The following is a 21,088-nucleotide window of genomic DNA, read 5'->3' as shown; positions in this document are numbered from 1 at the left end:
TATAAAAAACCGCTTCTTTAAAGAAGCGGTTTTTTTATGCTTAATAATTACTACATTTGTTAAACAACTAAAAAATAGAATTATGATTAAAATGTTGCACTCTTATTGGGCTTATCTTGTTTTTTTAATGATGATAATTGCAACTGCAAATGCACTAATAAAGCACTTTGGAAAGAAAGAATACACACCTAAAGATTTTAGAATTGCATTGTTTACACTTATAGTCTCACATATTCAATTACTAATAGGTATTGTATTATGGTTTGCTCAAGACTATTTTGGAGAGCTTTCTGTGGGAGAAGTCATGAAAAACTCTGCATTAAGATCTAACGCTGTAGAGCACCCAATTGCTATGATTTTAGCTGTAGCCTTTATTACTATAGGTTATTCTAAACACAAAAAGAAATTAACCTCAGCTGGAAAACTAAAGCCCTTAGCTATCTTTTATACACTAGCACTAATTTTGGTTTTAGCAAAAATTCCCTGGAGTATTTGGTTCTAATCATTTTATAACAAATAAAAACGCCAACTAAATTAGTTGGCGTTTTTATTTTAATTTATTAGATGATTAAGATTTCTGCATGTTTTTAGCCTCAATACTTAATGTAGCATGTGGCACTAATTCTAATCGTTTTGGATTAATTAATTTACCAGTTACACGGCAAACACCATAGCTTTTATTTTCTACTCTAATTAAAGCATTTTTAAGATCACGAATAAATTTCTCTTGTCTAATAGCTAATTGTGAATTAGACTCTTTACTCATTACTGCACTACCTTCATCAAAGGCTTTAAATTGAGGCGAAGTATCTTCGGTACCATTATTATGGTCGTTCATGTACGCGCTTTTAATAAGCTCTAAATCGCGTTGTGCACTGTCTATTTTTTCAAGAATTATAACTTTAAATTCTGCTAATTCTTTATCTGAATATCTTACTGTGTGTTCTGATGCCATACGATTAATTTTTAATTATAAATAACTTTGTATTTATAGTGTCGAATGCAATATCTATACCGTTATCTAACTGTTCTACAATCTCAAGGCTATCTGTTAATGTTTCAGCCTTAATATATTCTAAATTTGTTTGCACTGCTTTCGCAATCTCTTCATTTCTTTGAAGCTGAACAGAAATACGATCTGTAACCTCAAAACCTGAATCTTTACGCAAATTCTGAATGCGATTTACAAGTTCTCTTGCAATACCTTCTTCTCGTAAACCTTTAGATATTGTTACATCTAAAGCAACTGTTAATGCTCCTTCACTTGCCACAAGCCATCCTTCGATATCTTGAGAAGTAATATCTACATCACTACGTTCTAAAGTAATACTTTTTCCATTACACTCGACATCAATCGTTCCGTTTTGTTCAATATTTTTAATATCTTCTGAAGTCATTTTTTGAATCTGACCTGCAATCAACTTCATATCTTTACCAAAACGTGGTCCTAAAGCTTTAAAATTAGGCTTAATTTGTTTCACTAAAATATCCGAAGCATCTTCTAAAAGCTCAACATCTTTAATATTTACTTCACTTTTAATTAAATCTGCTACTGCTAAAATTTCTTCTTTCTGTTGTTCAGAACTTACAGGAATCATAATTTTTTGCAATGGCTGACGCACTTTAATTTTCTCTTTAGCTCTTAACGATAATACCAAAGAACATATTGTTTGTGCAGCTTCCATTTTTCGTTCTAAAGCTTTATCTATAAAGCGTCCATCACTTTTTGGAAACTCTGCCAAATGTACACTTTCAAAGGTTTCAGAATGTGTTGTATTTGTTAAGTCTAAGTAAAGTTTATCCATAAAAAATGGTGCAATTGGTGCTCCAAGTTTTGCTATGGTTAACATACAGGTGTATAATGTTTGATAAGCCGAAATTTTATCTTGTTGGTAATCGCCTTTCCAGAAACGCCTTCTACTTAAACGCACATACCAATTACTTAAATAATCTTGTGTAAAATTTGAAATAGCTCGTGCTGCTTTTGTAGGCTCGTACTCTGCGTAATAGTCATCAACTTTTTGAATTAATGTATTTAATTCTGAAAGTACCCATCTATCAATTTCGGGTCTATCTTCTAAAGCAATCTCATCTTCAGAATAGGTAAATTTATCAATATTTGTATAGAGCTGAAAGAATGAGTATGTGTTATAAAGTGTTCCGAAGAACTTACGCTTTACCTCTTCTATTCCTTCTAAATCGAATTTTAAGTTATCCCATGGATTTGCATTCGCAATCATGTACCAACGCGTAGCATCTGCTCCATAAGTATCTAAGGTCTCGAATGGATCTGTTGCATTTCCTAAACGTTTAGACATTTTCTGTCCGTTTTTATCTAACACTAATCCGTTAGAAACAACGTTTTTATAAGCTACAGAATCGAAAACCATAGTTGCGATTGCATGAAGTGTATAAAACCATCCACGTGTTTGGTCTACTCCTTCTGCAATAAAATCTGCAGGAAAAGATTCGTTATTGTCAATTTTCTCTTTATTTTCAAAAGGATAATGCCATTGTGCATAAGGCATAGAACCAGAATCGAACCAAACATCTATTAAATCGCTTTCACGCTGCATTGGTTGTCCGCTTGCCGATACTAATACTATTTCATCAACGATATTTTTATGTAAATCTATTTTCGCATAGTTTTCTTCAGAATTGTTTCCGACTTCAAAATCAGCAAAAATATCTTCAGCTAAAACACCAGCAGTAACTGCTTTTTTCATTTCGGCTTTCAGTTCTTCAACAGAACCAATACAAATTTCCTCTTTACCATCTTCTGTTCTCCAGATTGGTAATGGAATTCCCCAATAACGAGATCGCGATAAATTCCAGTCGTTTGCGTTTGCCAACCAGTTTCCAAAACGACCTTCTCCAGTAGATTTTGGTTTCCAATTAATACTTGTGTTAAGCTCGTGCATACGACCTTTAACATCTGTTACTTTAATAAACCAAGAATCTAATGGGTAATAAAGGATTGGTTTATCTGTACGCCAACAATGTGGATAACTGTGTTTATATTTTTCTACCTTAAAGGCCTTGTTTTCTTCTTTTAACTTAATAGCTAACTCAACATCTATAGAACGTTCTGGAGCTTCACCATCGTTGTAATATTCGTTCTTAACATACTTACCACCAAACTCTTTCATTTCTGGTCTAAAACGACCTTGTAAATCTACAAGTGGTACTAAATTATCATTTTCGTCTTTTACTAAAAGTGGTGGAATTTCTGGTACTGCTTGTTTTGCAACCAATGCATCGTCTGCCCCAAAAGTTGGTGCTGTATGTACAATTCCAGTTCCATCTTCTGTTGTTACAAAATCTCCTGCAATAACTCTAAAAGCATCTTGAGGATTATCGTTTGGTAATGCATATGGTAATAATTGTTCGTATTTAATACCAACAAGATCTTTTCCTAAAAATTCTTTTACAACAAAATATGGTATTTTCTTGTCTCCATCTTTATATTCTAAAAGTGCTGGTTTTTCTTCAACTCTTTTAAATTTGCCATCAAACTGTTTGTTTACTAGTGCTTTTGCCAAAATTACATTCATAGGCTTGAATGTGTATTGGTTATAAGTTTCAACTAAAACATAATCAATTTTTGGCCCAACTGTTAGTGCTGTATTACTTGGCAGCGTCCATGGTGTTGTAGTCCATGCTGTAAAATGTATATCGCCTTCGTTTTGTAAAAAATCTGGTAATGTACTTTCTATCGCTTTAAATTGAGCAACAATAGTTGTGTCTGTTACATCTTGGTAAGCACCTGGTTGGTTAACTTCGTGTGAGCTTAAACCAGTTCCTGCTTTTGGTGAATAAGGCTGAATAGTATAGCCTTTATACATTAATTTTTTAGAGTATATCTCTTTTAACAGCCACCAAACTGTTTCCATGTATTTAGGCTCGTAAGTAATGTATGGATTGTCCATATCTACCCAATAACCCATTTTTTGAGTTAGGTTATTCCAAACATCTGTATAACGCATTACTGCTTTACGGCAAGCTGCATTATAGTCTTCTACAGAAATAGTTTTACCTATATCTTCTTTGGTAATACCTAATTCTTTTTCAACACCTAATTCTATTGGTAATCCATGCGTATCCCAACCAGCTTTACGCTTAACTTGGTAACCTTTCATGGTTTTGTAACGTGGAAAAATATCTTTTATAGCACGTGCTAAAACATGGTGTACTCCTGGCAAACCATTTGCACTAGGTGGACCTTCGAAAAACACGTAAGGTTTTGCACCTTCGCGAGTGGTTACACTTTTTTCAAAGATGTTATTTTCTTGCCAGTATGCTAAAATTTCTTCTGCAACGTTTGGTAAGTTAAGTCCTTTATATTCAGGGAATCCTGCGCTCATTTTTTCTAATTTCATCTGTTCGTAATATTTTCCTATAAAGTCAGATGGAATAAGTCAATTGAAGCTATTGCTAACCATCAAATTGCTAAGTATTTGACTTATTTCTAATAGGAAAAGCGAAATTAAGAAATTCTACTGAAAGGACTCTTTTTATAGCATAAAAAAAGCTTCAGCAAAAAACTGAAGCTTTTAAAATTTTTAACCACAAGTTTATTCTATAATAATCTTCTTATCTATTAGAATATTATTTTCAGTCTTAATACTAACGATATATAAACCTGTACTTAGGTTTGAAATCGAAATACCATTTGCTAATGTTTGTGCACTTAAGCCTTGTTTATTAAAGATATTTTGACCTAAAGTATTGTATAATACTAATTGCTTTACATTATTCTTTAGTCCTTTTATAAATAAAGTCTCTTGATTATTGTTATAGAAAATAGTAGCGTTTTCTACCGTATCAAACTCTTCAGTATTTAAGGTTTGACCTGCCGTAAATACAATTTCAAATCGATTAGTAATAATACCTGCTTCTACTGTTACTGTATATGCCAATGTTCTAAGATTGTGATATGTATTATTATCTTTTAAATAAATGTCTAAAGATGGATCTACATTTTCTAATGCATCAATACCTATTTCTATAATACCTCCATTTTCCGTTTTAACCGTTAATGGTAGAGATGTTGTTGGTAAAGTTTCGTTTATTCCTTGTATTACAAATTTCTCGTTTGCAAAATCCCAATACATATCTTCAATATTTCCTTCGTCTATTTTAGCATCGTATCCCCAATTATAATCTATAGTTGCATTTTCGTCGATAGTTAAAAGAATTTGTCTATTATAGGTTTCAGGAGATTTAAAGCCAAATCTAAATTTAGGTCTTAAGTCTACTACTGCAGAATTTTCATTATTATTAGAAGTATTATTCGTGTTTTTAAAAAACCACGAGTTTGTATTTCCTGTTTCTTTAACAAAGATTCTTTGATTATTTTCAAATTTAATATCGCCAGAACTTATGCCTTCTACAAAGAAACCTTGACCTACAGGTATGTATTGTCTTGGTATTTTAGCACCAATTTCTAGCCCAGTTGTACCTCCAGTTGAGTAATCATGCTGCATCGCAGGAGTTCCTCCAGAAAGATTAAGTATTCCATAACCTCCTTGGTATTCTAAAGTATTGTGAGTACCACCTGCAAAATGCTCCCAGAAATAAAGTTGTCCACTAAGATTTGGGTTGGCATTAATAAATGCATAAGCATCTATTGCAGATGCGTATGGGTTACCAACTAAATAAGTATTACTTGTAGTTATTGGTAATAGTATTGTACCATTATTAGGTTTACCAGAAAAAGTATAATTCTGCTCGTTTGAAACTGCTCCTGATCCTGGTCCTTTCATAGAATAACCTTCTCCAACCTTAAGATTTCCATTTTCTAGCACTTGCTCCCAATTATAGTAATCTGTTGCTAGGTTACCATATTTCCATAGCCAATAACTAGCAATTTTAATTGGTGAAGTACTATTATCTCCATTATAACCACCTATAAAATCGATTGCTACTGGATTAATAGGATCTGTTCCATCCATCATAACATTACCTATAGTATAAATTTCATTTCCATCTACTGCCGAGTTTGTATCACTAGAATGTACTGGAGATGAAAAATAATTATAAGTATATAAATTCTCTGTTCCTTGTTGGTCTTTATCTAGCCTCCCATTAGTTCCAACTACTAAATCACTTTTTTCTGTTTGAATTAATTGAGACTCTCCATCAAGATCTATAAAACCATCCAATTTTAAATACCAAGTGTTTTTAAGTTCATTATCTGCGATTTTTAGTTTTTGATTTCCATCTACAAACAAACCTAATGTTGTATGATTTACAGACGTGGTTACGTTATTTTTTATGCTTACAATAGACCAGTCTTTATTATTTTCTTCATCTGTAATATCCCAAACATCTCCATGAAGCCATGTTTCTACTTTTGACCAATCTCCATCTGCTATTGTTTGATATGGCATTGGTGCTGTTTGCTCTTGAACGGTTGTAATATTATGAAGTTTTAGATTATTACTGTTTTCTGAATAATCAAATGTTCTGCTGTCAACTATATTAGACATTGGGTAATACCCTTTTAAATTAGTCCATAAAACTTTCGCAGAAGTATTTGAATCTTGAATATCTTTTGGCACGATAGCACCTCTTAAAACTCCAGAATTATTCTCAATCTCTTGATATACCATTTGCTGGTTTTGCTCATTAGTTAAAGCTGAATCAAAAACTCTTACTTCATCTATATCACCATTAAAATGACCTGAGCCAGCTGTACTTGTATTTGTTGGATATCTTCCTATAGTAAATTCTCTTGTTGAATAAATATGAGAGCTTCCATTAAAATTCTTAGTTAATAATTCTGAACTTAATCTCGAATCTGTGCTTGTTCCTATTAATTCTCCATTTAAATATAATTTAACAGTTTGATCGTTCGAATTAAATACACCTGCTATATGATACCATAAATGGTTTTGAAGCTTAATATTTAACAATGGATTTGGTTGAACTTGTATATTACTTGAAGGAAAATTGCTGCCTGATGTTACTTGATCTTGAGTAATAACATGAAAAGCAGGCGTTCTAGCACTAGTTACAAATAGTCTCATGTTTTCTTGACCAGCCACACTGTAAAAATTTGGAAGGCTCCCGTCTGAAGTGTGATCAATTTTCACCCAACTCATAATTGTTCCTGCTGTCCAGTTTTCTATATAAGGTTCTGTATCTAAATAATCATCTACACCATCGAAATCTATGGTCGCATTTTCTAAATATGTATCAAAATCGTCTCTATAATCTAAATCACCACCATTAATTAAATCTCCATCAGTATCTGGTAATATTGATAAATTTGTTGGATCATCTATCTCATCATTTACATCGTAAGCATCATTATCTAAATCATTGTTAAGAATACTATTAGCCATCCCGTTTTCTTGGATATCTAACAAACCGTCATTATCACTATCTAAATCTAGATAATCTGGTTCATCTATCCCATCTGTGTTTTCTGGTGTTATTCCTGCTCCGTAATTATCCCATAAACCTATATAAGATCCTGTTAGATTAACAGTTCCACTTGGCGCTATGTATGTGCTAGTAGGTTGCGCTTCTATATTATCTGGAATTCCGTCGTCGTCATTATCAATATCTAATTGAGGTTGGCATAAAAAACTGTATGCAAAAGTATCTAATCCATGTGGATCGTGTGTTCCTGAAGCTAAGCCTCCAGATATAACAATATGTCTTATAGAAACAATACTTACAGGATCGCTAGTTGCAAATCCAATAGTGTTTTCTAAATTTTGCCCAACTATTACATTTCCTTTTAAAACACCATCTACATCGTACAAATCTACATTACCAACAGCATCATCTCCAACATACGCATCTCTAAAATAAGCTATTAAATTCCCATCAGCATAAACTTCATAATTTACTATTGCTGTATCAGCAGTAGTATCAAACGCATCAACAAAATCAAAACTAAATGAAGAGACTGGGTTTGTAAAATTAATATTTACCGTATAATAATCTCCTGTTTGGTTTCCTACTTCTGGATAAACATATACACTATGACTAGGCCCATTCCCTGAAGTAAAAGGCGCAAAGGTTGTTGCTCTAAACTCATCAACCTCATAAGATCTATAAACATAATTATCTTCGAAGTCCATAGTACCATTAGCAAATGCACCTATACTTTCAGAACCAGAACCATCTACTGTAGAACTTGCAGGAAAAACATAATCATTACTACCATTTAAAACTGTTAATAGTTGGCCTCTGCCTAAAACTTCTTGCTCAAATCCAGATTCTTCATAACCTAAACCATTCGTATTGTTAGCTATTATAAAAACATCAAAACCATTCTTAGACCAAGTAATGGCATCTGTTTGAGGTGTAGCGGCTCCAAATATTATTGGACATTCAATAGTATCTAATACTCCATCATTATCGTCATCAACATCAAAATAATCTTTGATAGAATCATTATCTGTATCTACTACTTGTGAATAAGTATTGGAAGGGAATATAAAAAGAGTTGCACACAAAAATACAACACATAACATTGTGCGATTTTTCATAGGTTAAGATGAATTAGTTTGGGGCTTTAATAGTTTCCTCAAATTTACATATGACAAAAAAACAATGTAAGACGTCTAAACAAACTTTTAACCAATAACCTAAATAATAAACATGTTGAAATACATAATTTAACATCAAAATACTTGTTTGATGTCAAAAACGCGTGATGCACATGTTTAAAATTCAAAAAACTAACACTTAAATTATACTCTAAAATTGACAATCACCAATTATAAATTTAAGTACAGCAACCGAATGATTAGTCATCTAAGAATTAGACTTAAAAAAGGCTACTCACTAAATCTTCAATCTTAGAAATTAGTTGAATTTTAATAGTAGTATTTTTTAAAGCAATTTTATTGTATTTCGAAATAAAAATAGCTGAAAAACCAAGCTTTTCTGCCTCTAAAATACGCTGCTCCACACGTTGTACAGGACGAATTTCTCCAGACAAACCAACTTCGGCAGCAAAGCAGTAATTTGAAGGCAAAGCTTCGTCTTCACTTGAAGACAGAATAGCTGCCACTACAGCTAAATCGATTGCAGGATCATCTACGTTTATACCTCCTGTAATATTTAAAAAAACATCTTTTGCTCCCAAACGAAAACCTGCTCGTTTTTCAAGAACAGCCAATAACATGTTAAGCCTTTTGGCATTAAAACCTGTTGCGCTACGTTGAGGAGTTCCATAAACTGCTGTACTTACCAAGGCTTGAACCTCTATCATTAATGGTCGAACACCTTCTAAGGTTGCAGCAATGGCGTTACCAGAAAGCTCTTCGTCCTTTTTAGAAATTAGTATTTCGCTTGGGTTGCTTACCTCACGCAATCCAGAGCCTTGCATTTCGTAAATACCTAATTCGTGTGTAGAACCAAAACGATTTTTTTGAGCACGTAAAATTCTGAATACATGATTTCTATCTCCTTCAAATTGCAAAACAGTATCTACCATGTGCTCCAAAATTTTTGGACCAGCAATATTACCGTCTTTAGTAATATGCCCAATTAGAACAACTGGTGTATTAGTTTCTTTTGCAAATTTAATAAGCTCTGTGGTACATTCTTTAACTTGCGATATGCTTCCGCTTGAAGACTCTATATAATCGCTATGTAACGTTTGAATAGAATCTATAATAACAATGTCTGGTTCTAAAGCTTCTATTTGCTTGAAGATATTTTGTGTTTTAGTTTCGGTAAGAATATAACAACTGTCGTTATTTGGATTTATACGTTCTGCACGCATTTTTATTTGTTTCTGGCTTTCTTCTCCTGAAACGTATAATGTTTTGTATGGTAATTTTAAAGATATTTGAAGTAGTAATGTACTTTTTCCTATTCCTGGTTCTCCACCTAAAAGTGTTAATGAGCCTGGTACAATACCACCTCCTAAAACACGATTAAACTCTGCATCTAAAGTATCTAACCTTGCTTCTTTAGAGGAATCAATCTCCTTTATTGTTAAAGGCTTAGATACACGTTTTTGTGTATTTGTTGACGTTTTCCATGTGCTTTTTTCTGGCTTTTGGATTACTTCTTCCACAATAGTATTCCACTCTTTACAAGCTGTGCATTGTCCTTGCCATTTAGAATATTGTGTGCCGCAACTTTGGCAAAAAAAGGTGGTTTTAACTTTAGCCATGTTTATTTTCGTATTTCGGTTGTACTCAAGAAAAGAATCAGCAGAAATCTGTTTATTTTAGTTGTTTATTTCTTCCGCGGAAGCGAAAAAAAAATTTAATTAGTAACCGAAATCTGCTTTAATTTGATCGGACAATTCTAAAACGTGATCCTTTGTAATACCTCCTATTTCTTCTAATATATAGGCAGATTGATAGGTTTTCATTGCTTTTTTAGTATTACCTGTTTCTTCGTAAAAACGTCCTAAATAGTAGTTTCCTAAAAGTGTATTTGGATATTGTTTTCTAGCTAGTTTTCCTAAAGGCTCGAAATACTCAAACTTTTTAGATTTCTTTATTGCTGCTGCTATTGCTCTAAAATCGTTTACTAGTATTGGTTTTTTTATACCGAAAAGGTCTTGGATCGTTTCATATTTTTCGGTTAAGTAATCTACAGGAGAGGTTTCTAGTTTTAGAATAGTTTCCTTATATTCTTCCATAGAAATTGGCTTAAAAACAAAGAAAATACTTTCTAAAGCCTTAGGTATGGCATGGGCTGGAAGTGAATAATGTGTTGGTCCATCGAAATTATCGAAAGTGCTTAACACGTTTTTATTTTCTATTCCTTTTATAGCTGTATTTAAAGCTTCCGTTTTTGTTTTAACACCTTTGATATCGTTATTAGAGGTTGCTAGATAATAGAATGTTTTTGTTGATATATTAGGAAGTCTTTCGGTTAAAAAAGTTTGCATATCTGGGGCTAACTCTGGACTTAAACTTATGTAGGCATTAAATAACGGAATTTCCTTAAACAAGTAATAGTTAATAAAATTGGCTGTAATGCCATGACCAACTGCTACTTTAAATTTTTCTGTTCTGTAGGTTTTTTCTATATAAGGAATTAGCTCTTGCCCAATAAAATCGAAAAAAGCCTCTCCATTTTCTACAGGTAGTGAGTTTTGCTCAGAATACATAGTGTCGCTCTCTCTTTTATCGAACTGATTAATACCAACTACTATTGCTTCTGGAATATCTTCCCAATAGGCTGCATATTCCACGTTTCCAGCAACGATTTCGAACATATAATCACCATCTAAAACTACAATTATAGGGTAACTTTTATCTCCAGAATCGTAACTTCTTGGTAATTGAATTTTAATTTCTCTAGCTTCTCCTAGTTTTTCGGAATTAAAGTTTTTATACGTGACTTGTGCTGCAATAAATTGAGCTGAAAAAAAGATAACTAAAAGGTATAAAATACGTTTCATAGTAAGAGTTATAAAATTAGAAATGCAATGTACAAATTATTTTTTTCTGTTGTATATAGGTAGATATAATAGAGACAGACCTCCTAAAAGAATAATCATTACTGTTTGAGAGGTCCACATAATCCAACCGAATGCAATGCTAGGAGTTTCAGCAATTCCAAATATAGCAAAGGCTCCAAAAACTGCTACAGGATAAGATCCTAATCCTCCATTTGTTGCAGCAATACTAAAACTTGCTGCGATAAAACCTATTAAAATAGCTCCAAATGGTATAGGTTGTAAACCAGTAATTGCAAAACTAGTGACGTAAAACATGAGTACGTACATTCCCCAAATAAAGAACGTATGAAAGATGAAAGCCCATTTTTTCTTCATTTTAAAAATACTAAGTGCTCCTTCAATTAATCCGTTAACAAACGTCTTAATTTTTAGTGCAATTTTTGATGTACTTTTTTTAATGTAAAAAATAAAAAATAATCCTAAAGCTACAAGTAATAAAAAGCCGGCAATTACTTTTATTGGATTAAATCTTTCGGCAAAAAAATTATAGATAAAGTCGAACTCTAAAAATAAAGTAATAGTTATAATTAATAGCATTACTAAAACATCTGCAACACGCTCTGCTACTATAGTTCCAAAGCCTTTTTCGAAAGGTACTCCCTCGTAATTAGTTAATATTGATGCTCGTGCAACTTCACCAGCACGTGGAATAGTATAATTTATTAAATAGGTCGCAAAAACTGCCATTAGACTATTTCCAAACTTTACTTTATAACCAAGTGGCTCTAATTGAAACAACCATCTATAGGCTCTTGACAAATGACTTAGCAGCCCTAAAAATACACCTAAAACTATATAAAAATAATTTGCAGATTTAAAATGTTTTACCAGCTCACCTATAGAAACCTTTGATAAAGAATACCATATTAAAAAAACTCCCAATAGAATTGGGAGCGAAATTTTTAATATTTTAAGAATGGATTTATTCAACTGTTATTTTAATAAATTAGTAGCTTCATCAGGAAATACCAATGATGGCTTAAACACTTTAGCTTCCTCAATATCCATAAAACCGTAAGTAATCAATATAAGTACATCTCCAGGAGAAACAAGTCTTGCTGCTGCTCCATTTAATGTTATTTCTCCACTATTTCTTGGTCCAGGAATAGCATAAGTTTCTAATCGAGCGCCATTATTATTATTTACAATTTGAACTTTTTCGCCTTGAATAATATTAGCTGCATCCATTAAATCTTCGTCGATAGTAATACTACCAATATAATTAAGGTCTGCACCTGTTACTTTTACTCTGTGAATTTTAGATTTTACTACTTGTATTTGCATGGTGCAAAGATAATTAATTTAGTGCTATATTATCTATTAATCTTATGTCATCTGCATAGGCAGCAACAAACGCACGATACGTTTTAGATTTAGATTTTCTTTTTACTGTTTTTAAGGTTGTAACCTCTGCAATTATAAAATATTCAAGTTCTAAGAACTTGTTTTTAGCAAACTGTTTTTCAACCCATTCCGTTACTTCTTTAGCACTTTTTGTGCCAAACTTTTCTTTGGCAGCTGTTATTGTTTTAAAGATAAAAGGAGCTGCTTTTCTATAATCTGGTTTTAGTCTTGAATTTCTAGAACTGTAAGCCAATCCACTGTCTTCTCTATAGATTTTACAACCCTTTACATTTACAGGAATATTATATTTTTGAGCAAGTTTTTTTATTATTGCTAATTGCTGAAAATCTTTTTCTCCAAAATAAGCAATATCTGGCGTTACTATTTCAAAAAGTCTTTTAACAATGGTACCTACGCCATCAAAATGACCTTTGCGAAACTTGCCTTCCATTTCGAATTCTAGACCGTCGAAACTAAAATGTTCGGCTTTTGTATTGCCTTCATATATATCCTCAACACTTGGAGCGTAAACTAAAATTGTTTTAGAAACAGTTTCTAAAAGCGTAATATCCTGCTCTAAAGTTCTTGGGTATTTTTCTAAATCATCGACATTGTCAAACTGCGTAGGATTTACAAAAACACTTACAACACAAGTATCATTCTCTTTTAAAGCTCTTTCTACTAAAGATAGGTGTCCATTATGTAAAGCTCCCATAGTCGGGACGAAGCCAAAGGTTATTCCTTTTGCCTTTTCTTTTGAAATATGATCTTGAATTTCTAATTTATTGGTGAAAACTATCATTTTTAATATAAAATTAACGCTTGCAAACATAATATATTAGTCGCAATCTGCATAAAATTTTGTACTTTTGCGTGTTTTTAATTTCATTTTTTAATGTTGAATTGCATTTTAAGTGTTTCAGCCTAAAAGAAAATCAAAGAAAAACTAGAATATAAATCGATTAAAACTAACGTATGAAAGATAAGAGAATATTATATGTGTCGTCTGAAGTAGTACCATATTTGCCAGAAACAGAGATTTCTTCAATGTCGTTTGAAACTCCAAGAATGGTAAACCAACAAGGAGGACAAATTAGAATATTCATGCCTAGATATGGAAATATTAACGAAAGAAGACATCAATTACATGAGGTAATTAGACTTTCTGGAATTAATTTAGTGATTAACGATTTAGATATGCCACTTATTATTAAAGTAGCTTCTATACCAAAAGAACGTATTCAAGTTTATTTTATAGATAATGATGAGTACTTTAAAAGAAAAGCAACATTAACAGATGAAGATGGTAAATTGTTTTCAGATAACGATGAACGTGCAATTTTCTTTGCAAAAGGTGTAATCGAAACGGTTAAAAAATTAAACTGGTCTCCAGATATTATTCATGTTCATGGATGGCTTGCAGCCTTACTCCCTCTATACTTAAAGCAGTTCTATAAAGATGAACCTTTATTTACCGAAAGTAAAATTGTGACCTCTGTATACAATCAAAGCTTTGAAGACACGTTAAATAAAGACCTAATTAATAAAGTTGCTTTCGATAATATTGATAAAGACGCATTAAAAAAATTAGAGAAACCTACTTACAATAATTTAATGAAGGTAGCTATAGACAACTCTGACGCTTTAATAATTGGTTCTCAAGAGATACCTAAAGAATTAGCAGATTACTTAGAAAAAACAGACAAGCCTGTTTTAGACTATAAAGAAAAAGACGAGTTTGCAGAAGCTTACACTGCGTTTTATAATGAAAGTGTTTTATAATACAGGAAGAATAAAATTTTATGAAAAAAATGATTAAAAGCCTTAAGTCTATAACTGTACTTGGCTTAGTTTTAGTAATCTCAATATCTTGTGATAGTGATTTTACCAATATTGAAAGTGATATTCAAGGTATAAAAAACTTTGAAGCAACAAGCAAGTTATTCCCATTTATTGCAAGAACACAAAATTTCACTCCTTTTACTCCAAGTAGTACAAGTGATGCTGTTGGTGTTCAAACAAGCGGATTAAACGGTAATCTTTTTGGAGTTTATAAAAACCCAACAAACACCTTTGGTACAACAGTAGCTAGTATTGTTACTCAAGTTACTCCAAATGCATTTAATCCAGATTTTGGCGATTTAAATAGAAGTATTGAGTCGATTTTTTTAAACATTCCATATTACTCAACTAAAGAAAGTACAGATGATGATGGTAATAACACTTACACATTAGATTCTATCTTTGGTGATACTAGTAAAAAATTTAAGCTTTCAATTTACAGAAGCAACTATGTCCTTAGAGATTTAGATCCAAATTCAGATTTTCAAAGCCCTCAATGTTATTTTTCTAATCAAGCCGAGTTATTTGAGTCTAATTTAACAAATGCAGATCTAATATATAAAAACGAGAATTTTACTATAAGCGCAAGCGAACACAAGGTTACAGAAATTATTGATGGTGAAGAAGAAATTGAACGCTTTTCTCCGGGCATAAGAATTGATTTATTAAAATCAAACCCAGACGACACAGATACTAACAGAACTCTTTGGCAAGATATTTTCTTTAGCAACCAAGGTAATGATGTCTTGAGTACGCAAAGTAATTTTAAAGACTTTTTTAGAGGTTTAATTTTTAAAATTGAATTAGACGACGAGAGTAATCCTGATGGTAGTTTAACCTATTTAAATTTTAATTCTGGAAGTATTATTTTCGATTATACAAACCAAGAAGAAATAGATGCAGAAGCTGCAGGCGAACCTTATAGTGATAGCAATGCAACTACCTATACTTTAGGATTTAGTGGCAATAGAGTAAATACTTTCAATCAAATTAATCTTGAAGATCACGATGGCGACTTAGACAACCTTTACCTTAAAGGTACAGATGGCTCAATGGCTGTTCTAGAATTGTTTTCTGGAAACGTAGAAGACGAAGATGGTGAACTAGTTCCTTCTTTCGATTATTTCTATGGCAAAAAAGACAAATGGTTAATTAACGAAGCAAATCTAGTTTTTTATGTAAACCAAGATCTCCTTAATGGAGGTGATGACGAACCTAATAGAGTAACGCTTTACGATTTAAAAAACAACACACCAATTATAGATTATTATTTAGACGGTTCTACAAATACTACTCAACCAGCACTTTCTAAAGCAGGTTTCTCTGAAATACTTACAAGAGATAGTGATGATAATGGTGTGCGTTACAAAATTAGGTTAACAGCACACATTACAAATATTATACAAAGTGATTCAACAAATGTTAAGTTAGGATTATTTCTAGCAAATAATATAAATGTACTTACGCAATCTAAAGTTCAAGGAAGAAACAATGATACTGATGACAGTACATTAGATATTGTGCCAAGCACAAATATTTTAAGCCCAAAAGGGACAATTTTACATGGTTACGACGACAATATCGACACACCATTAAGAGCAGAGTTTGAAATTTTTTATACAGAACCAAAAAACTAAATATATGTGTGGTATAGTTGGCTATATAGGTAAAAAAGAAGCATATCCTATTATTCTTGAAGGACTAAAAAGACTAGAATACAGAGGTTATGATAGTTCAGGAATTGCTTTATACGATGGTGAAAACTTAAAGCTATCTAAGACGAAAGGGAAAGTTATAGACCTAGAAAATAAGATTAATAAAGGAATGGACACTACTGGTTCAGTTGGTATTGGTCATACACGTTGGGCTACACATGGTGTACCAAACGATGTAAATTCACATCCACATTATTCTAATTCTGGAGATTTAGTAATAATCCATAACGGAATTATTGAAAACTATGCTTCAATAAAAAAGGAACTTATAAAAAGAGGTTATACTTTTTCTTCGGACACTGATACAGAAGTATTAATAAACCTTATTGAAGACGTAAAGAAAAATGAAAAAGTAAAACTTGGAAAAGCTGTACAAATAGCCCTGAACCAAGTTATTGGCGCTTATGCTATTGCTGTTTTCGACAAAAATAAACCAAACGAAATTGTAGTTGCAAAATTAGGAAGTCCGCTAGCTATTGGTGTAGGAGAAAACGAATTTTTTATAGCAAGTGATGCAACTCCATTTTTAGAATATACTAAGAAAGCTATTTATCTTGAGGATGAAGAAATGGCTATAGTTAGTTTAAAAAAAGGTATTAAAATTAGAAAAATTAAAGACGACTCCTTAGTAGATCCATACATTCAAGAATTACAGCTTAACTTAGAGCAAATAGTAAAAGGTGGTTACGACCACTTTATGCTAAAAGAAATTCACGAACAACCAGAAGCCATAAAAGATACTTATCGCGGAAGAATGTTAGTAAAAGAAGGCATAATTAGAATGGCTGGAATAGATGATAATCTTGAACGCATTCTAAATGCTAATAGAATTATTATTATAGCTTGCGGAACATCTTGGCACGCAGGTTTAGTTGCAGAATATATATTTGAAGATTTAGCTAGAATTCCAGTTGAAGTCGAATACGCTTCAGAATTTAGATATAGAAATCCAGTTATTACAGAAAAAGATGTTGTTATTGCTATTTCTCAATCTGGAGAAACTGCAGATACATTGGCTGCAATAAAATTAGCAAAATCTAAAGGAGCATTTGTTTTTGGGGTTTGTAATGTTGTTGGTTCTTCTATTGCAAGAGAAACACACGCAGGAGCATATACACATGCTGGACCAGAAATAGGTGTCGCATCTACAAAAGCTTTCACAACACAAATTACAGTATTAACTTTAATTGCATTAAAGCTCGCAAAAGAAAAGGGCACTATTTCTAAGTCTGATTTTCAACTTCATTTGCAAGAACTAGAACTGATCCCTAGTAAAGTTCAAAAAGCATTATTGCAAGATGAACATATTAAAACAGTAGCTCAAGTATATAAAGACGCTAAAAACTGTTTGTATTTAGGTCGTGGTTATAACTTTCCTGTTGCATTAGAAGGCGCTTTAAAACTTAAAGAAATTTCTTATATCCATGCTGAAGGTTATCCTGCTGCAGAAATGAAACATGGACCAATTGCTTTAATAGATGAGCAAATGCCTGTTTTTGTAATAGCGACAAAGAAAGGTCATTACGAAAAAGTAGTAAGTAACATTCAAGAAATAAAATCCCGTAAAGGAAAAATTATTGGTATTGTTACAGAAGGAGATAAAGATGTAAAAGAGCTTGCAGATCATGTTATTGAGGTTCCAGAAACAATAGAGTCTCTAACACCTTTATTAACTACTATACCTTTGCAGTTATTATCTTATCATATAGCAGTAATGCTTGATAAAAATGTAGACCAACCTAGAAATCTAGCTAAATCTGTTACTGTAGAATAAAATTTTATTAATTTTTAGACAACAGTCTAAAATTATCAAATACATAGCAATCGCCATTATTTTTTATATTATCTATAAAAAACAGTGGCGATTTTTTTTATAAATTTTATTATGCATGCATAATTTTGTTAACTTTTTTTTAAGATATACTTAAAAAACGTATATTGGCTTATATTAAATTAACTAAATCTATAAAATGAGAACAATCTTATCAATTGTATTGTTGTTTTGTTGCACACTTATCTTTGCTCAAACAACAATAACTGGTACTGTTATGGACAATAACGGTTTACCTATTCCAGGCGCAAATATTATTGTAACAGGAACATCTTCAGGAAACGCTACTGATTTTGACGGAAAATTTACTTTATCTACAGATAGCAACCCTCCGTTTTCGGTACAGGCTAGTAGTGTTGGATTTTCTACAGAAACAATAGACGTTACTTCAAAAAAACAAACATTAAGTTTCGTTTTACAAGAAGGAAGTATTCTTGATGAAGTAGTACTATCTGCTTCAAGAACTCCAGAACGTATTTTCGAATCTCCAGTAACAGTTGAACGTTTTGGTATTAAAGAAATTAAAAATACTGCTTCTGCAGATTTTTACGGTGGATTAGAAAACCTAAAAGGTGTAGATGTTAACACAAACAGTTTAACATTTAAATCTGTAAATACACGTGGTTTTGCAACATTTGCAAATACACGTTTTATGCAATTAGTAGACGGAATGGATAACTCTACTCCTGCTTTAAATTTCCCAATTGGAAACTTAGTTGGTATGGTTGAGACAGATGTACAGAGTGTAGAATTACTACCTGGAGCATCTTCTGCTTTATATGGAGCGAACGCTTTTAATGGTATTTTATTTATGAGAAGTAAAAACCCATTCGATCACCAAGGTATTAGTGTTTCACTTAAAAGAGGTATTACTTCTCAGGAAGCTGCAGGAGATAACCCTTATACTGATGTTGGCTTAAGTATGGCTCACAAATTTTCAGATAAATTTGCTGTTAAAGTAAATTTTGGATACTTAAAAGGTACAGATTGGCAAGCAACTAGCGAAATAGATAAAATTGACCCAACTAGAACACGAGCAAATACAAACTATGATGGTATTAATGTTTATGGTGATGAAGTTTCTACCAATATTAGAGCTGCTTCGGGACTTGGTGTTATTCCAGATGTTGTTGTTAGTAGAACTGGTTATAATGAACGTGATTTAACAAATTATAATGCTGAAAGTATTAAAGCAGATTGGGGATTATACTTTAGACCAATAGAAGATAATAGCCTAGAAATATCTTATGTAGGTAAAGTTGGTACAGGTACTACAATTTATCAAGGTACTAACAGATATAACATTGATGGGTTCTTCCAACAACAACACAAATTAGAAGTTAAAAATGATAACTTCTTTGTAAGAGCTTACGAAGTAGCAGATAAAGCAGGTAAATCTTATGATATGGTGTTTTCTGGAATTAACATTAACAGAGCTTGGAAAAGTGACTCACAATGGTTTCAAGAATATATAGGTACTTATGCAGGTATAGAATTATCAGGAAATCCTCAAGGTCTAACAGATCAACAAAAGCATGATGCGTCTAGAGCAGTAGCAGACACAGGGCGTTTTTTACCTGGATCAACAGAATTTAATTCGACTTTTAATAGAGTCAAAAATGATCCAAACTTAGCTACAGGTTCTAAGTTTCAAGATGCTTCAAAATATTTCCATAGTGATGCAAATTATAACTTTAGTCACTTAACAGATCTAGCAGATATTCAAGTTGGTGGGTCTTACAGAAAATATAACTTAAATTCTGATGGAAGTATTTATACTGATACAGATGGACCTATTGAATATTCAGAATATGGTATTTATACACAAATTCAAAAAGATTTAGAAATTGGTGAAGACATGAAATTAAAATTAACAGGATCTGCACGTTATGACAAATCTGAGTTTTTCGATGGTTTTGTTTCTCCAAGAATATCAGCAGGTTTAACACTTAATAGAGATCATAACATTAGAGCGTCAGTTCAATCTGGTTTTAGAAACCCAACAACTCAAGATTTATTTATCGGTTTAGATGCTGGTAGAGCAATTTTAGTTGGTTCTGCTCCAAATAACTTAAATAGATATGTAAGAACTTTTGGTGTAAGTCAAGTAGGACAAGATGATTATGGTCAAGACCCTACTATTACACAAACTGGTGCAGCCGCATATAACAACTCTTATTCTGCTACTTCTGTAACAGCATTTGCTGCTGCTGGGAATCCTGCATTATTAAAAGTAGCTAATCCAGACATTATTAAGCCAGAACAAGTAACTTCTATAGAAGTTGGTTATAGAGGAAAATTCGATAAGTTAATTGTAGATTTTAGCACTTACTATAATAAATACCAAGATTTTATTTCTCAAGAAGTTGTAATAGCTCCTTACTACGGAACTGTTGGTGATAATGGACTATCCATAGCAGCTATTGCTAATGGTGATTACCAAGCTTATAGTACTTACACAAATTCTGATGTAGATGTAAACTCTTATGGAGCTTCTCTTGGTTTATCTACAAAAGTATTTGATGGTTTTGATTTAAGTGGAAGTTACACATTTACAAAACAAGATTTCGATCAAGAAGCTAATCCAGATTTCATGACGAGTTTCAATACACCAGAACACAAATTTAAAGCCTCTTTTGGTCATACAGAAGTATTTAAAAACTTTGGCTTTAACATAGCTTACAGATTTAGTGATGATTATTTCTGGGAAGCAACATTTGGAAATGGTATTGTACCAGAATTTCATACAGTAGATGCACAAATAAACTATAAAGTACCAAGTTTAAAATCTATAATTAAAGTAGGTGCTACAAACCTTACAGGTAATGAATACTTTACAGCATTTGGAACTGGATTTATAGGATCTATGTATTACGCATCATTAACAATTAACAACTTATAATA

At 32.2% G+C, this 21,088-nt stretch carries 13 protein-coding genes; 5 read left to right on the top strand and 8 right to left on the bottom strand.

The window, feature by feature from the left end:
* Nucleotides 1-82 precede the first annotated feature (82 nt).
* On the top strand, nucleotides 83-502 hold the full coding sequence (locus tag CW733_RS13680) for a hypothetical protein (protein WP_100997713.1): 420 nt from the start codon (nucleotides 83-85) through the stop codon (nucleotides 500-502).
* 66 nt (nucleotides 503-568) lie between these two features.
* On the opposite strand, the gene CW733_RS13675 is transcribed toward CW733_RS13680, so the two are convergent.
* From CW733_RS13675 to panC, 8 genes are all read right to left on the bottom strand, one after another.
* Complete coding sequence (locus CW733_RS13675; protein WP_100997712.1) at nucleotides 569-955, bottom strand: TraR/DksA C4-type zinc finger protein; 387 nt, start codon at nucleotides 953-955, stop codon at nucleotides 569-571.
* A 4-nt stretch (nucleotides 956-959) separates the two neighbouring features.
* On the bottom strand, nucleotides 960-4,364 hold the full coding sequence (gene ileS / locus CW733_RS13670) for an isoleucine--tRNA ligase (protein ID WP_100998847.1): 3,405 nt from the start codon (nucleotides 4,362-4,364) through the stop codon (nucleotides 960-962).
* A gap of 210 nt (nucleotides 4,365-4,574) precedes the next feature.
* Nucleotides 4,575-8,507 carry a LamG-like jellyroll fold domain-containing protein gene (locus CW733_RS13665; protein ID WP_100997711.1) on the bottom strand — a complete coding sequence of 1,311 codons (3,933 nt, stop codon included), beginning with the start codon at nucleotides 8,505-8,507 and terminating at the stop codon, nucleotides 4,575-4,577.
* Nucleotides 8,508-8,788: 281 nt separating this feature from the next.
* A complete protein-coding gene (radA, locus tag CW733_RS13660; protein ID WP_100997710.1) occupies nucleotides 8,789-10,147 on the bottom strand; it encodes a DNA repair protein RadA in 1,359 nt (452 codons plus the stop codon).
* A gap of 99 nt (nucleotides 10,148-10,246) precedes the next feature.
* On the bottom strand, nucleotides 10,247-11,392 hold the full coding sequence (locus tag CW733_RS13655; protein WP_100997709.1) for an alpha/beta hydrolase: 1,146 nt from the start codon (nucleotides 11,390-11,392) through the stop codon (nucleotides 10,247-10,249).
* 36 nt (nucleotides 11,393-11,428) lie between these two features.
* On the bottom strand, nucleotides 11,429-12,382 hold the full coding sequence (locus CW733_RS13650) for a lysylphosphatidylglycerol synthase transmembrane domain-containing protein (protein WP_100997708.1): 954 nt from the start codon (nucleotides 12,380-12,382) through the stop codon (nucleotides 11,429-11,431).
* A 3-nt stretch (nucleotides 12,383-12,385) separates the two neighbouring features.
* Nucleotides 12,386-12,736 carry an aspartate 1-decarboxylase gene (panD, locus tag CW733_RS13645; protein ID WP_013869457.1) on the bottom strand — a complete coding sequence of 117 codons (351 nt, stop codon included), beginning with the start codon at nucleotides 12,734-12,736 and terminating at the stop codon, nucleotides 12,386-12,388.
* A 13-nt stretch (nucleotides 12,737-12,749) separates the two neighbouring features.
* A complete protein-coding gene (panC, locus tag CW733_RS13640; RefSeq protein WP_100998845.1) occupies nucleotides 12,750-13,598 on the bottom strand; it encodes a pantoate--beta-alanine ligase in 849 nt (282 codons plus the stop codon).
* Nucleotides 13,599-13,771: 173 nt separating this feature from the next.
* Between panC and CW733_RS13635 the strand changes: the two genes are divergently transcribed.
* The 4 genes from CW733_RS13635 to CW733_RS13620 all read left to right on the top strand — a co-directional run bounded on the left by CW733_RS13635 (nucleotide 13,772) and on the right by CW733_RS13620 (nucleotide 21,086).
* Nucleotides 13,772-14,578: a glycogen/starch synthase gene (locus CW733_RS13635; protein WP_100997707.1), complete on the top strand. Its 807-nt coding sequence runs from the start codon at nucleotides 13,772-13,774 to the stop codon at nucleotides 14,576-14,578.
* Nucleotides 14,579-14,607: 29 nt separating this feature from the next.
* Nucleotides 14,608-16,275: a DUF4270 domain-containing protein gene (locus CW733_RS13630; protein WP_157811580.1), complete on the top strand. Its 1,668-nt coding sequence runs from the start codon at nucleotides 14,608-14,610 to the stop codon at nucleotides 16,273-16,275.
* A gap of 4 nt (nucleotides 16,276-16,279) precedes the next feature.
* Nucleotides 16,280-18,127 carry a glutamine--fructose-6-phosphate transaminase (isomerizing) gene (gene glmS, locus CW733_RS13625; protein ID WP_100998843.1) on the top strand — a complete coding sequence of 616 codons (1,848 nt, stop codon included), beginning with the start codon at nucleotides 16,280-16,282 and terminating at the stop codon, nucleotides 18,125-18,127.
* 196 nt (nucleotides 18,128-18,323) lie between these two features.
* Nucleotides 18,324-21,086 carry a TonB-dependent receptor domain-containing protein gene (locus tag CW733_RS13620; protein WP_100997705.1) on the top strand — a complete coding sequence of 921 codons (2,763 nt, stop codon included), beginning with the start codon at nucleotides 18,324-18,326 and terminating at the stop codon, nucleotides 21,084-21,086.
* Nucleotides 21,087-21,088 lie beyond the last annotated feature (2 nt).

Source organism: Lacinutrix sp. Bg11-31, from assembly GCF_002831665.1.
Classification (GTDB): domain Bacteria; phylum Bacteroidota; class Bacteroidia; order Flavobacteriales; family Flavobacteriaceae; genus Lacinutrix.
This window is presented reverse-complemented; position numbering and strand designations above follow the sequence as displayed.